26 protein-coding genes and 1 pseudogene are annotated in these 12,749 nt (G+C 44.5%); all 27 read left to right on the top strand.

All coding sequences use genetic code 11. The annotated features are described in order from the left end of the window. Positions 1–264 (top strand): annotated as a pseudogene (tuf, locus tag MHO82_RS24100) (elongation factor Tu); the annotation flags it as partial. A 241-nt stretch (positions 265–505) separates the two neighbouring features. Continuing rightward, a complete protein-coding gene (locus MHO82_RS24095; protein ID WP_239188836.1) occupies positions 506–694 on the top strand; it encodes a bacterioferritin-associated ferredoxin in 189 nt (62 codons plus the stop codon). A gap of 88 nt (positions 695–782) precedes the next feature. After that, positions 783–1,259 carry a bacterioferritin gene (bfr, locus tag MHO82_RS24090; RefSeq protein WP_239188834.1) on the top strand — a complete coding sequence of 159 codons (477 nt, stop codon included), beginning with the start codon at positions 783–785 and terminating at the stop codon, positions 1,257–1,259. Between the two features lie 349 nt (positions 1,260–1,608). Then, the gene (gene rpsJ / locus MHO82_RS24085; RefSeq protein ID WP_086982059.1) at positions 1,609–1,920 is read left to right on the top strand and encodes a 30S ribosomal protein S10; all 312 of its coding nucleotides are present in this window, start codon (positions 1,609–1,611) and stop codon (positions 1,918–1,920) included. A gap of 13 nt (positions 1,921–1,933) precedes the next feature. Beyond that, positions 1,934–2,563: a 50S ribosomal protein L3 gene (gene rplC / locus MHO82_RS24080; RefSeq protein ID WP_239188832.1), complete on the top strand. Its 630-nt coding sequence runs from the start codon at positions 1,934–1,936 to the stop codon at positions 2,561–2,563. 16 nt (positions 2,564–2,579) lie between these two features. Continuing rightward, positions 2,580–3,182 (top strand): 50S ribosomal protein L4, encoded by a 603-nt coding sequence (gene rplD, locus MHO82_RS24075; RefSeq protein ID WP_239188830.1) that lies wholly within the window; start codon positions 2,580–2,582, stop codon positions 3,180–3,182. Next, positions 3,179–3,481, top strand: a complete 303-nt coding sequence (rplW, locus tag MHO82_RS24070) for a 50S ribosomal protein L23 (protein WP_239188828.1) — start codon at positions 3,179–3,181, stop codon at positions 3,479–3,481. Before rplD ends, rplW begins: the two co-directional genes overlap by 4 nt. A gap of 17 nt (positions 3,482–3,498) precedes the next feature. Next, on the top strand, positions 3,499–4,323 hold the full coding sequence (rplB, locus tag MHO82_RS24065) for a 50S ribosomal protein L2 (RefSeq protein ID WP_239188826.1): 825 nt from the start codon (positions 3,499–3,501) through the stop codon (positions 4,321–4,323). Between the two features lie 19 nt (positions 4,324–4,342). After that, positions 4,343–4,621 carry a 30S ribosomal protein S19 gene (rpsS, locus tag MHO82_RS24060; RefSeq protein WP_239188824.1) on the top strand — a complete coding sequence of 93 codons (279 nt, stop codon included), beginning with the start codon at positions 4,343–4,345 and terminating at the stop codon, positions 4,619–4,621. Between the two features lie 10 nt (positions 4,622–4,631). Next, positions 4,632–4,964, top strand: coding sequence for a 50S ribosomal protein L22 (gene rplV, locus MHO82_RS24055; RefSeq protein WP_239188822.1), 333 nt, complete (start codon positions 4,632–4,634; stop codon positions 4,962–4,964). Positions 4,965–4,983: 19 nt separating this feature from the next. After that, on the top strand, positions 4,984–5,682 hold the full coding sequence (gene rpsC, locus MHO82_RS24050) for a 30S ribosomal protein S3 (RefSeq protein ID WP_239188820.1): 699 nt from the start codon (positions 4,984–4,986) through the stop codon (positions 5,680–5,682). A gap of 11 nt (positions 5,683–5,693) precedes the next feature. After that, entirely contained in the window at positions 5,694–6,104 is a 411-nt protein-coding gene (gene rplP, locus MHO82_RS24045; RefSeq protein ID WP_239188818.1) for a 50S ribosomal protein L16, read from the top strand. Next, positions 6,104–6,295: a 50S ribosomal protein L29 gene (gene rpmC, locus MHO82_RS24040; RefSeq protein ID WP_239188838.1), complete on the top strand. Its 192-nt coding sequence runs from the start codon at positions 6,104–6,106 to the stop codon at positions 6,293–6,295. Before rplP ends, rpmC begins: the two co-directional genes overlap by 1 nt. Further along, positions 6,295–6,549 carry a 30S ribosomal protein S17 gene (rpsQ, locus tag MHO82_RS24035; RefSeq protein WP_239188816.1) on the top strand — a complete coding sequence of 85 codons (255 nt, stop codon included), beginning with the start codon at positions 6,295–6,297 and terminating at the stop codon, positions 6,547–6,549. Before rpmC ends, rpsQ begins: the two co-directional genes overlap by 1 nt. 162 nt (positions 6,550–6,711) lie before the next feature. Beyond that, positions 6,712–7,083: a 50S ribosomal protein L14 gene (gene rplN, locus MHO82_RS24030; RefSeq protein WP_004738793.1), complete on the top strand. Its 372-nt coding sequence runs from the start codon at positions 6,712–6,714 to the stop codon at positions 7,081–7,083. Positions 7,084–7,094: 11 nt separating this feature from the next. Continuing rightward, positions 7,095–7,409, top strand: coding sequence for a 50S ribosomal protein L24 (gene rplX / locus MHO82_RS24025; RefSeq protein ID WP_239188813.1), 315 nt, complete (start codon positions 7,095–7,097; stop codon positions 7,407–7,409). Positions 7,410–7,423: 14 nt separating this feature from the next. Then, complete coding sequence (gene rplE / locus MHO82_RS24020) at positions 7,424–7,963, top strand: 50S ribosomal protein L5 (RefSeq protein ID WP_239188811.1); 540 nt, start codon at positions 7,424–7,426, stop codon at positions 7,961–7,963. Positions 7,964–7,980: 17 nt separating this feature from the next. Beyond that, a complete protein-coding gene (gene rpsN, locus MHO82_RS24015; RefSeq protein WP_239188809.1) occupies positions 7,981–8,286 on the top strand; it encodes a 30S ribosomal protein S14 in 306 nt (101 codons plus the stop codon). Positions 8,287–8,316: 30 nt separating this feature from the next. Then, positions 8,317–8,709, top strand: coding sequence for a 30S ribosomal protein S8 (gene rpsH, locus MHO82_RS24010; RefSeq protein WP_239188808.1), 393 nt, complete (start codon positions 8,317–8,319; stop codon positions 8,707–8,709). A gap of 12 nt (positions 8,710–8,721) precedes the next feature. After that, positions 8,722–9,255, top strand: coding sequence for a 50S ribosomal protein L6 (gene rplF / locus MHO82_RS24005; protein WP_239188806.1), 534 nt, complete (start codon positions 8,722–8,724; stop codon positions 9,253–9,255). A gap of 9 nt (positions 9,256–9,264) precedes the next feature. Beyond that, on the top strand, positions 9,265–9,618 hold the full coding sequence (gene rplR, locus MHO82_RS24000; protein WP_239188804.1) for a 50S ribosomal protein L18: 354 nt from the start codon (positions 9,265–9,267) through the stop codon (positions 9,616–9,618). 14 nt (positions 9,619–9,632) lie between these two features. After that, positions 9,633–10,133 (top strand): 30S ribosomal protein S5, encoded by a 501-nt coding sequence (gene rpsE, locus MHO82_RS23995; protein ID WP_239188802.1) that lies wholly within the window; start codon positions 9,633–9,635, stop codon positions 10,131–10,133. A gap of 5 nt (positions 10,134–10,138) precedes the next feature. Further along, on the top strand, positions 10,139–10,318 hold the full coding sequence (rpmD, locus tag MHO82_RS23990) for a 50S ribosomal protein L30 (protein WP_239188800.1): 180 nt from the start codon (positions 10,139–10,141) through the stop codon (positions 10,316–10,318). A gap of 5 nt (positions 10,319–10,323) precedes the next feature. After that, complete coding sequence (gene rplO / locus MHO82_RS23985) at positions 10,324–10,758, top strand: 50S ribosomal protein L15 (protein WP_239188799.1); 435 nt, start codon at positions 10,324–10,326, stop codon at positions 10,756–10,758. Between the two features lie 21 nt (positions 10,759–10,779). Further along, the gene (gene secY, locus MHO82_RS23980; RefSeq protein WP_239188797.1) at positions 10,780–12,105 is read left to right on the top strand and encodes a preprotein translocase subunit SecY; all 1,326 of its coding nucleotides are present in this window, start codon (positions 10,780–10,782) and stop codon (positions 12,103–12,105) included. A gap of 27 nt (positions 12,106–12,132) precedes the next feature. Continuing rightward, positions 12,133–12,246, top strand: coding sequence for a 50S ribosomal protein L36 (rpmJ, locus tag MHO82_RS23975; RefSeq protein WP_000868186.1), 114 nt, complete (start codon positions 12,133–12,135; stop codon positions 12,244–12,246). A gap of 146 nt (positions 12,247–12,392) precedes the next feature. Continuing rightward, positions 12,393–12,749 (top strand): 30S ribosomal protein S13, encoded by a 357-nt coding sequence (gene rpsM / locus MHO82_RS23970; protein ID WP_239188794.1) that lies wholly within the window; start codon positions 12,393–12,395, stop codon positions 12,747–12,749.

The raw sequence follows: 12,749 nt of genomic DNA, 5'->3' as shown, positions 1-12,749 counted from the left end.
GAAGTATACGTACTTTCAAAAGATGAAGGTGGTCGTCACACTCCATTCTTCAAAGGCTACCGTCCACAGTTCTACTTCCGTACAACTGACGTAACTGGTAACATCGAGCTTCCAGAAGGCGTTGAAATGGTAATGCCAGGCGACAACATCCAAATGCAAGTTGAGCTAATCGCTCCAATCGCAATGGACGAAGGTCTACGTTTCGCTATCCGTGAAGGTGGCCGTACTGTAGGTGCTGGTGTTGTTGCTAAAGTTATCGCTTAATAGCTAACTTTAATCAAACACTATAAAAGGAAGCTTCGGCTTCCTTTTTTTATACTTCTTTTCCAAGAACAACATTAGTCATTACCGCCTACCGAGCTTCCTTAGCTAAATTTTTGATAAAATAGTTAGTTATTAAAACGCATTACTGAGACGAAAAAGATCTAAATAAGATAGATTATTTAATGGAAATAATAATAATTACCATTAATATTGTTGTATTGTTTAGTAAAAGGTTTCATCCATGTACGTTTGTTTATGCCATGGCATCTCTGATAAGAAAATCCGTAAGTTAACAATAGAAGATGGTATTTCTGATATACGTGGTATCCGTCAAATTACGCCCTTAGGTTCACAATGCGGGAAGTGTATTCGACAAGCAAAAGTGATTATTGAAGAAAGTATGCCTTTAAGATTGAAAAAAGCGAGTTGATTACCAATTGCATTCGCTGCGCTAGTGCATTGACACTCTTCTGAACCCTTCTACATTTAATGGGAAGCCGACAGAGGAGGGAGCTTTAATGAAAGGCGATCCAAAAATAATTCAGCATCTTAATAAAGTACTCGGTAATGAGCTGGTAGCGATCAATCAATATTTCCTGCACGCCAGAATGTATAAAGATTGGGGATTCAAACATCTCGCAGAAAAAGAATACGACGAATCGATCGATGAAATGAAGCATGCCGATCATCTAGTAGAGCGTATTCTCTTCTTAGAAGGTTTACCGAATTTGCAAGATCTAGGTAAGCTGAATATTGGTGAAGATACGAAAGAAATGCTCGAATCTGATCTGCAAGTTGAAATGTCTGCTATTCCTGACTTAAAAGACGCTATCGAATATGCAGAAAATGTGCGTGATTTTGTCTCTCGTGATTTATTCCAAGATATTCTTGAAGATGAAGAAGAGCATGTAGATTGGCTTGAAACTCAACTAGGCCTTATTGATAAAACAGGTATTGAGAACTATCTACAAGCTCAATACGTTGATGAAGACTAACAATATCCCTACCCGACATCATAAAAGAAGGGAGCTCAGCTTCCCTTCTTTCCTTCTAAAAATCATTCTGTGATTATTTTTCGATCAGCGCTTGCACATTAAAATGTGATCTGTATAATGCTCCCCACTGACCTCATAGAGGCAGGTGTGAACCAATGAGCATTGAGGGGAATTGCTGGTCAATTCAATAATCTATACTCAGCTTATGTTCGCAGTTAATGTAAAAGTTAGCTGACAACGTACCTAATTTTGGTACTACGGTTTCACATAAATCAATCGGCATTCCCTCGTCTTATCGAGAGTGAGTGGCGATATTGTTTGTGTTATTTATTAATTGGAGCTCTGTCTCATGCAGAACCAACGTATTCGTATCCGCCTAAAGGCATTCGATTATCGTCTAATCGATCAGTCTACTGCGGAAATCGTTGAAACAGCTAAGCGTACAGGCGCGCAGGTTCGTGGTCCAATTCCACTACCGACTCGCAAAGAACGTTTTACTGTTCTTATCTCTCCACACGTCAACAAAGATGCACGTGACCAGTACGAAATCCGTACTCACAAGCGTCTTATCGACATCGTTGAGCCTACAGATAAAACTGTTGATGCTCTGATGCGTCTAGATCTAGCTGCTGGCGTTGACGTTCAAATCAGCCTAGGTTAAGGGAGATAAGAAAATGATTGGTCTAGTCGGTCGTAAAGTGGGCATGACCCGCATCTTTACCGAAGAAGGCGTTTCTATCCCAGTAACTGTTGTAGAAGTAGAAGCAAACCGTGTAGCTCAAGTTAAAACACTTGAAAACGATGGTTACTCTGCTATCCAAGTTACTACGGGTTCTAAGAAAGCCAACCGTGTAAGCAAGCCTGAAGCAGGTCATTTTGCTAAAGCTGGTGTTGAAGCTGGTCGCGGTCTTTGGGAATTCCGTTTAGAAAATGGTGAAGAGTTTGCAGTTGGCGCTGAGCTAAATGTAGAACTTTTCGCAGAAACAAAGAAAGTAGACGTTACTGGTACATCTAAGGGTAAGGGCTTCCAAGGCGCTGTTAAGCGTTGGAACTTCAGCACTCAAGATATGACCCATGGTAACTCCTTGTCTCACCGTGCTCCGGGTTCAATTGGCCAATGTCAAACTCCAGGTCGCGTATTTAAAGGCAAGAAAATGGCTGGTCAAATGGGTAATGAGCGTGTAACGACTCAAAACCTAGAGATCGTACGTGTTGATGCTGAGCGCAACCTGCTTCTTATTAAAGGTGCAGTACCAGGTGCTACAGGCGGCAACGTGATCGTAAAACCAGCTGTTAAAGCGTAACGTCTAGGAGATAGTAATGGAATTGATGGTTAAAGGCGCTGATGCGCTAACTGTTTCCGAGACTACTTTCGGACGTGAGTTTAACGAAGCTCTTGTACACCAGGTAGTTGTTGCTTACGCAGCAGGTGCTCGTCAAGGTACACGTGCTCAAAAGACTCGTTCAGAAGTATCTGGTGGTGGTGCTAAACCATGGCGCCAAAAAGGTACAGGCCGTGCACGTGCGGGTACAATTCGTAGCCCAATCTGGCGTACAGGTGGTGTTACTTTTGCTGCGAAACCTCAGGATCACAGCCAAAAAGTAAACAAAAAAATGTACCGTGGTGCTCTTAAGAGCATTTTCTCTGAGCTAGTTCGTCAAGAGCGTCTAATCGTTGTTGATAACTTCTCTGTAGAAGCACCAAAAACTAAAGAACTAGTAGCTAAGCTTAAAGAACTTGAGCTTAACGATGTTCTTATCGTTACTGGTGAAGTAGACGAGAACCTTTTCTTAGCTGCTCGTAACCTTTACAAAGTTGACGCACGTGACGTTGCTGGTATTGACCCAGTAAGCCTAGTTGCATTCGACAAGGTTCTAATGACTGCTGACGCAGTTAAGCAAGTTGAGGAGATGCTGGCATGATCAGTGAAGAGCGTCTACTAAAAGTTCTACGTGGCCCGCACATCTCTGAAAAAGCAACAATGGCTGCTGAAAACAACAACACGATTGTTTTCAAAGTAGCAATTGATGCAACTAAAAAAGAGATCAAAGCAGCTGTAGAAAAGTTGTTTGAAGTTGAAGTTAAGAATGTTCGTACTCTTATCACTAAGGGTAAGACCAAGCGTCAAGGTATGCGTCAAGGCCGTCGTTCAGACGTTAAGAAAGCCTACGTTATCTTGAAAGAAGGTCAGGACATCGACTTCGTTGGCGGCGCTGAGTAAGACAGGAGTAGTTAAACATGGCTATTGTTAAATGTAAGCCGACTTCCCCTGGTCGTCGCCACGTTGTTAAAGTGGTTAACTCTGACCTACATAAGGGTAAGCCGTATGCACCACTTTTAGAGAAAAACTCTAAATCTGGTGGTCGTAACAACAACGGTCGTATCACTGTACGTCACGTTGGTGGTGGTCACAAACACCATTACCGCGTTATTGACTTTAAGCGTAATAAAGATGGTATCCCAGCGAAAGTTGAGCGTCTGGAATATGATCCGAACCGTAGTGCAAACATCGCACTAGTTCTTTACGCAGACGGTGAACGTCGTTATATCATTGCACCTAAAGGCCTTCAGGCTGGTGATGCAATCCAGTCTGGTGTTGATGCGCCTATTAAAGCAGGTAACACGTTACCGCTGCGCAACATCCCAGTAGGTTCAACTGTACACTGTGTTGAACTTAAGCCTGGTAAAGGCGCTCAGCTGGCTCGTTCAGCGGGTGCATACGCACAGATTGTAGCGCGCGATGGCGCATACGTAACTCTACGTCTACGTTCTGGTGAAATGCGTAAAGTTCTTTCCGAAGGTCGTGCGACAATCGGTGAAGTTGGTAATGCTGAGCATATGCTACGTGAACTAGGTAAAGCTGGTGCTTCACGTTGGCGTGGTGTTCGTCCAACCGTTCGTGGTGTTGCGATGAACCCAGTTGATCACCCACACGGTGGTGGTGAAGGTCGTACTTCTGGTGGCCGTCATCCAGTATCACCATGGGGCATGCCTACTAAAGGCTTCAAGACCCGTAAGAACAAACGCACCGACAAGTACATTGTACGTCGTCGTAACAAATAATCTATAAAGAGGATACGCCATGCCACGTTCTCTCAAGAAAGGTCCTTTTATTGACCTACACTTGCTGAAGAAGGTAGAGAAAGCGGTGGAAAGCGGAGACAAAAAGCCTATTAAGACTTGGTCCCGTCGTTCAATGATCATTCCTACAATGCTCGGTTTGACCATCGCTGTCCATAATGGTCGTCAGCACGTACCAGTTTTCGTTACCGAAGATATGATCGGTCACAAACTGGGCGAATTCGCACCAACTCGTACTTATCGCGGCCATGCTGCAGATAAGAAAGCTAAGAAGCGTTAAGGGGTAGGATATGGAAGCTATTGCTAAACATCGTTTTGCCCACATTTCACCGCAGAAAGCTCGCTTAGTTGCCGATCAAGTTCGCGGTAAAACAGTGGACCAAGCACTAGAAATTCTTACTTACAGCAACAAAAAAGCTGCTGTACTAATCAAGAAAGTTCTAGAGTCTGCCATTGCAAACGCAGAACACAACGAAGGTGCAGATATTGACGACTTAAACGTCGCTAAAATCTTCGTAGACGAAGGCCCAACCATGAAGCGTATTATGCCTCGTGCTAAAGGTCGTGCAGATCGCATCTTGAAGCGTTCAAGCCACATCAGTATTGTTGTAGCTGATCGCTAAGAGACTAGGAGAGTAAGCAATGGGTCAGAAAGTACATCCTAATGGTATTCGTCTTGGCATCGTTAAGCCTTGGAATGCCACTTGGTTTGCTAACAGCCAAGAGTTCGCTGACAACCTAGACGGCGACTTCAAGGTACGTCAGTTCCTAACTAAAGAACTGAAAAAAGCGTCTCTTTCACGTATCGTTATCGAGCGTCCAGCTAAGAGCATCCGTGTGACTATTCACACAGCTCGTCCTGGTGTTGTTATCGGTAAGAAAGGTGAAGACGTTGAGAAGCTACGCGCAGCTGTAGCTAAAATTGCAGGTGTACCAGCGCAAATTAACATCGCTGAAGTACGTAAACCTGAGCTAGACGGTCAACTAGTAGCAGACAGCATCGCGTCTCAGCTAGAGCGTCGCGTTATGTTCCGTCGTGCTATGAAGCGTGCGGTACAAAATGCAATGCGTCTTGGCGCTAAAGGCATCAAAGTGGAAGTAAGCGGTCGTCTAGGCGGCGCTGAAATCGCACGTTCTGAGTGGTACCGTGAAGGTCGTGTACCTCTACACACTCTACGTGCTGACATTGATTACGCAACTTCTTCGGCTCACACCCAATACGGTGTGATCGGTGTTAAAGTTTGGATCTTCAAAGGTGAAGTTCTAGGCGGCATGCCGGCTGCTAACGCAGTAGAGCCAAAGGCTGACAAGCCTAAGAAGCAGCGTAAAAGCCGTAAGTAAGGAGTCGACTGATGCTACAACCTAAACGTACTAAGTTCCGTAAGGTTCACACTGGTCGCAACCGTGGTCTAGCTAAGGGTACTGATGTAAGCTTCGGTGAGTTCGGCCTTAAAGCCGTTGGCCGTGGTCGTATCACTGCTCGTCAGATCGAAGCGGCTCGTCGTGCTATGACGCGTCACATTAAGCGTCAAGGTCAAATCTGGATTCGTATTTTTCCAGACAAACCTATCACAGAAAAACCACTAGAAGTTCGTCAGGGTAAGGGTAAAGGTAACGTTGAGTACTGGGTAGCCCAAATCCAACCTGGTAAGGTTATGTACGAAATGGACGGTGTACCTGAAGAGTTGGCTCGTGAAGCGTTCCGTCTAGCGGCACGTAAACTGCCTGTAAAAACAACTTTTGTAACTAAGCAGGTGATGTGATGAAAGCACAAGAGCTACGCGAAAAAAACGTTGAAGAGCTTAATGCAGAGCTATTGAATTTGCTACGTGAACAGTTCAACTTGCGCATGCAAGCTGCAACTGGTCAGCTACAGCAAACTCATTCTTTGAAAGCTGTACGCCGTGATATCGCGCGTGTTAAAACTGTTTTGACTGAGAAGGCTGGCGCATAATGAGCGACAAAATTCGTACTATGCAAGGTCGTGTAGTTAGCGACAAGATGGACAAGTCTATCGTTGTTGCTATCGAGCGTATGGTGAAGCACCCTATTTACGGGAAGTACATCAAGCGTACGACTAAGCTACATGCACATGATGAAACTAACCAGTGTGGCCTAGGCGATACTGTTGAGATTCGTGAATGTCGTCCACTGTCTAAGAAGAAATCTTGGACTTTGGTACAAGTAGTAGAAAAAGCAAAGAGCTAATTTGCTGATTTTATGAAAGTTATAAGCGGTTCCAAAGTTTTTTTGGAACCGTTTATTTTTTAACTACCTTTCTCAAATAAAGGGTGGTACAATTTGCGACCCTTAAGAAAGGCAGCCCGACCCGTGATGGGTCTAGATGAAATATAAAGCGGAGCACTAACAATGATCCAGATGCAAAGTACACTTGACGCAGCAGATAACTCTGGCGCGCGCAAGGTAATGTGTATTAAGGTTCTGGGTGGCTCTCACCGCCGTTATGCACATATCGGTGACATCATCAAAGTTACAGTGAAAGAAGCAATTCCTCGCGGTAAAGTAAAAAAAGGTGATGTTCTGAAGGCGGTTGTAGTGCGCACCCGTAAAGGCGTTCGTCGCCCAGACGGTTCTGTCATTCGCTTCGACAGTAATGCTTGTGTATTGTTAAACGACACTACTGAGCAACCAGTCGGCACACGTATCTTTGGTCCTGTGACTCGTGAACTTCGCAACGCGAAATTCATGAAAATTGTGTCACTAGCACCTGAAGTTCTGTAAGGAGCGGCAACATGGCAGCTAAAATCCGTCGTAATGACGAAGTAATCGTTCTTGCTGGTAAAGATAAAGGCAAGCGCGGTAAAGTAACTGAGGTTCTTGCAACCGGTAAAGTTATCGTTGAAGGTATCAACCTTGTTAAAAAACACCAGAAGCCTGTACCGGCTCTTGGTCAACAAGGCGGCATCGTTGAAAAAGAAGCAGCAATTGATGTTTCTAACGTTGCAATCTTTAACGAGTCTACTGGTAAAGCAGACCGTGTAGGTTTCCGTTTTGAAGACGACAAAAAAGTTCGTTTCTTCAAATCAAACGGTGAAACAATTAAGTAATTTGGAGTTCTACTATGGCGAAACTGCATGATTACTACAAGTCGTCTGTAGTTGCTGAACTGACCAAAGAGTTCGGCTACTCAAGCGTCATGCAAGTCCCTAGGGTTGAAAAAATTACCCTAAACATGGGTGTTGGTGAAGCAATCAACGATAAGAAACTTCTTGAAAATGCAGCAGCAGACATGGCTGTGATTTCTGGCCAAAAGCCACTAATCACTAAAGCTCGTAAATCTGTTGCAGGCTTCAAGATTCGTGAAGGCTACCCAATTGGTTGTAAAGTAACTTTGCGTGGCGAACGCATGTGGGAATTCTTAGAGCGTCTAATCTCTATTGCACTTCCTCGTGTACGTGACTTCCGTGGTGTAAGCGACAAGTCTTTTGACGGTCGTGGTAACTACAGCATGGGTGTTCGTGAGCAAATTATCTTCCCGGAAATCGACTACGATAAAGTCGATCGTATTCGCGGTCTTGATGTAACAATCACGACTTCTGCGTCTACGGATGAAGAAGGCCGAGCTCTGCTGGCTGCCTTTAACTTCCCATTCCGTAAGTAAGGTGAAGGGTTACTGTTATGGCTAAACAATCCATGAAAGCACGTGAAACAAAACGTGCAAAGCTAGTAGCTAAGTACGCAGAAAAGCGTGCTGCGCTAAAAGCATTGATCAGCGATGTAAACGCATCAGAAGAAGAGCGTTGGGATGCAGTTCTTAAACTGCAAACGCTTCCTCGTGATTCAAGTGCATCTCGTCAGCGTAATCGTTGTAACCAAACTGGTCGTCCACACGGTTACCTACGTAAGTTCGGTTTAAGCCGTATTAAGGTTCGTGAAGCTTGCATGAAAGGCGAGATTCCGGGTCTTCGTAAGGCTAGCTGGTAATTTGCCACTTAAATCATTGGAGTCATTCTTATGAGCATGCAAGATCCGATTTCGGATATGCTGACCCGCATTCGTAACGGTCAGACAGCACATAAAGTTGCTGTTAAAATGCCTTCTTCAAAGCTAAAAGTTGCAATTGCTTCTTTACTTAAAGCTGAAGGTTACATCGCTGATTTCGCTGTAGAAGGCGAAGTTAAACCAGAGCTAGAAGTTACTCTTAAGTACTTCGACGCTAAACCAGTAATCGAGCAAATCCAACGTGTTTCTCGTCCAGGTCTGCGCATCTACAAGAAAAAAGATGAGCTTCCTTCTGTGATGGGTGGCCTTGGTGTTGCTGTTGTTTCCACTTCCAAGGGTCTGATGTCAGATCGTGCTGCTCGTAAAGCAGGTCTTGGCGGTGAAATCATCTGTTACGTAGCTTAATAGGAGTAGACTATGTCTCGTGTTGCAAAAGCACCTGTAGTTGTTCCTGCTGGCGTAGAGGTGAAACTAAACGGCCAGGAAATCGCTGTTAAAGGTAGCAAGGGTGAACTATCTCGCGTTATCAATGACGCAGTAGTTGTATCTCAGGAAGATAACACTATCGTTTTCGCATGGCGCGAAGGTGTCGCTAAAGCTAACGCTCAAGCGGGTACTGCACGTGCACTAGTGAACAACATGGTTGTTGGTGTTACTGAAGGCTTCACTAAGAAGCTTATCCTGAAAGGTGTTGGTTACCGTGCTGCTATCAAAGGCAACTCTGTATCTCTAACACTAGGCTTCTCACACCCAGTAGAGCACGCTCTACCTGAAGGTGTTAAAGCTGAATGTCCAAGCCAAACTGAAATCGTACTAACTGGTTGTGACAAACAACTTGTTGGTCAAGTTGCGGCAGATATTCGTTCTTATCGTGAGCCTGAGCCTTACAAAGGTAAAGGTGTTCGTTACGCAGATGAAAATGTGCGTACTAAAGAAGCTAAGAAGAAGTAAGGTAACACTATGGATAAGAAAGCATCTCGCATCCGTCGTGCTACACGTGCGCGTCGTAAGATTGCAGAACTTGGTGCAAATCGCCTGGTAGTACACCGTACTCCACGTCATGTTTACGCACAAGTAATCGCATCAAATGGCTCTGAGGTTATCGCTGCCGCTTCTACCGTAGAAAAAGCGATCCGTGAGCAAGTGAAATATACCGGTAACGTTGACGCTGCTGTAGCTGTAGGTAAAGCTATCGCTGAGCGTGCAATCGAAAAAGGCATTTCTAATGTTGCTTTCGATCGTTCTGGTTTCCAATACCACGGTCGAGTAGCGGCACTAGCAGAATCTGCTCGTGAAGCTGGTCTGAAATTCTAAGGTAGGGTTGGAAGATGGCTAAAGAACAACAACAAGCTGCTGATTTAAACGAAAAGTTAATCGCTGTTAACCGTGTTTCAAAAACGGTTAAAGGTGGTCGAATCTTCAGCTTCACTGCACTAACAGTAGTTGGTGACGGTAATGGACGCATTGGTTTCGGTTACGGTAAAGCCCGTGAAGTACCAGCTGCAATCCAAAAATCAATGGAAAAAGCACGTCGCAACATGATTAATGTTGCACTAAATGAAGGTACTCTTCACCACGCAGTTAAAGGTCGCCACACTGGTTCAAAAGTGTACATGCAACCAGCTGCTGAAGGTACTGGTATCATCGCCGGTGGTGCGATGCGTGCAGTGTTAGAAGTTGTAGGTGTTCGCAACGTACTTGCGAAAGCATACGGCTCAACTAACCCAATCAATATCGTTCGCGCGACAATTGATGGTCTGAGTGGCATGAAGTCTCCTGAGATGGTAGCTGCTAAACGTGGTCTAACTGTTGAATCAATTTCGGAGTAAGAACCATGGCTAATACTATTAAAGTAACTCAGACTAAAAGTTCAATCGGCCGTTTACCTAAGCACAAACTGTGTCTTAAAGGTCTAGGTCTTCGTCGCATCAACCACACTGTGGAAGTTGAAGATACTGCTTGCGTTCGCGGCATGATCAACAAAGTTCACTACATGGTTAAAGTTGAGGAGTAATCAGAATGCGTTTGAATACTCTATCACCGGCTGCTGGCTCTAAACCTTCTAAGAAGCGTGTAGGTCGTGGTATCGGTTCTGGCCTAGGTAAAACTGGTGGCCGTGGTCACAAAGGTCAAAAATCACGCTCTGGCGGTTCTGTTCGTCCAGGCTTTGAAGGCGGTCAAATGCCTTTGAAACAGCGTCTACCAAAATTCGGTTTTACTTCTCGTAAGAGCTTGGTAACAGCTGAAGTTCGTCTAGGCGAGCTAGCGAAAGTCGAAGGTGACGTAGTAGATCTAAACAGCCTAAAAGCGGCTAACGTAATCACTAAGAACATTGAGTTCGTGAAAGTTGTACTTTCTGGTGAGATTGCGAAAGTTGTAACTGTTAAAGGTTTACGCGTGACTAAAGGCGCTAAAGCTGCAATCGAAGCTGCAGGCGGTAAAATCGAGGAATAATCACTCGAGGACGAGGTACAGATGGCTAAACAACCAGGACAAGATTTTCGTAGTGCACAAGGCGGCCTAGCCGAACTTAAAACGCGTCTTTTATTCGTAATTGGTGCGCTTCTAGTATTCCGAGCTGGCTCTTTTGTGCCAATCCCTGGTATTGACGCTGCTGTACTTGCCGATCTGTTCGAACAGCAAAAGGGTACCATCATTGAACTGTTTAATATGTTCTCTGGTGGTGCACTTGAGCGTGCATCAATATTAGCACTAGGTATCATGCCGTATATTTCGGCATCGATTGTAGTCCAACTGCTAACTGTTGTTCATCCGGCATTAGCTGAGCTGAAAAAAGAGGGTGAATCTGGTCGTCGTAAGATCAGCCAGTACACTCGCTATGGCACGCTTGTTTTGGCAACCTTCCAAGCAATTGGTATTGCAACAGGGTTACCAAATATGATCCCAGGGTTAGTTGCTAATCCTGATTTCATGTTCTATCTCACAGCAACAGTCAGTTTGGTCACTGGTACCATGTTCTTAATGTGGTTAGGTGAACAAATTACTGAGCGCGGGATTGGTAACGGCATATCATTGATTATTTTCACTGGTATTGTTGCAGGTTTGCCACCTGCTATTGGACAGACAGTAGAGCAAGCGCGTCAAGGTGAATTGCACGTACTTCTTCTACTTTTAATTGCTGTTATATCTTTTGCAGTAATCTACTTTGTTGTGTTTATGGAACGTGGTCAACGTCGTATCGTCGTTAACTATGCTAAGCGCCAGCAAGGCCGTAAGGTTTTTGCAGCTCAAAGTACTCACCTACCATTAAAAATAAATATGGCTGGTGTAATTCCTGCAATCTTTGCATCAAGCATTATCCTGTTCCCAGGTACTCTGGCACAGTGGTTTGGACAAAATGAAGCTCTTGGCTGGTTAAGTGATATTTCACTTGCTCTTAGCCCAGGTCAGCCTTTATATGTTATGCTTTATGCCGCAGCAATTATCTTCTTCTGTTTCTTCTATACAGCGTTGGTGTTTAACCCTCGTGAAACAGCTGATAATTTGAAGAAGTCTGGTGCGTTCGTACCTGGTATCCGCCCAGGTGAGCAGACAGCGAAATACATTGATAAGGTGATGACGCGTTTAACCCTTGCTGGTGCGTTGTATATTACTTTTATCTGTCTGATCCCTGAGTTTATGATGATTGCATGGAATGTCCGTTTCTATTTCGGCGGTACTTCCCTACTAATCGTAGTTGTTGTTATCATGGACTTTATGGCTCAAGTTCAGACTCATCTGATGTCTCAGCAGTATGAGTCAGTGTTGAAAAAGGCGAATCTGAAAGGCTCAAGCCGATAGAATCAGATTCCACTACGGAGTTTAGCAATGAAAGTTCGTGCTTCCGTTAAGAAAATCTGCCGTAACTGTAAAGTTATCAAGCGCAACGGTGTTGTGCGTGTAATTTGCAGTGAACCAAAGCACAAACAGCGCCAAGGTTAATTAGCAGAAATTTTTACTTGAAATTAAAAGGAAGGCCGAGTATATTTCTCGGCCTACCTTTTGCGTGCAAAAGAAGTAGTTTTGGCCACAATGTATCCTCATCGGGCTTTGTTGTGGTTCTTCTTAAAAAGTACTAGGAGTGAATAGTGGCCCGTATAGCAGGCATTAACATTCCTGATCACAAACACTCTGTAATCGCTTTAACAGCGATTTACGGTATCGGTAAAACTCGTGCTCAAGCTATCTTAGCTGAAGCCGGTATTGCTGAAAGTGTCAAGATCAGTGAACTAAGTGAAGAGCAGATTGATATTCTGCGTGATGGTGTTGCCAAGTACACTGTAGAAGGCGACCTACGTCGTGAAGTATCGATGAACATTAAGCGTCTAATGGACCTTGGTTGTTATCGTGGTCTTCGTCACCGTCGCAGTCTACCGTTACGTGGACAGCGTACTAAAACCAACGCTCGTACCCGTAAAGGTCCGCGCAAGCCGATCAAAAAATAA

The sequence above is a fragment of the Vibrio sp. Of7-15 genome (genome assembly GCF_022347565.1).
Lineage (GTDB): Bacteria > Pseudomonadota > Gammaproteobacteria > Enterobacterales > Vibrionaceae > NORP241.
The sequence above is the reverse complement of the archived record's forward strand: the minus strand, read 5'-3'. Positions and strand labels throughout refer to the sequence as shown.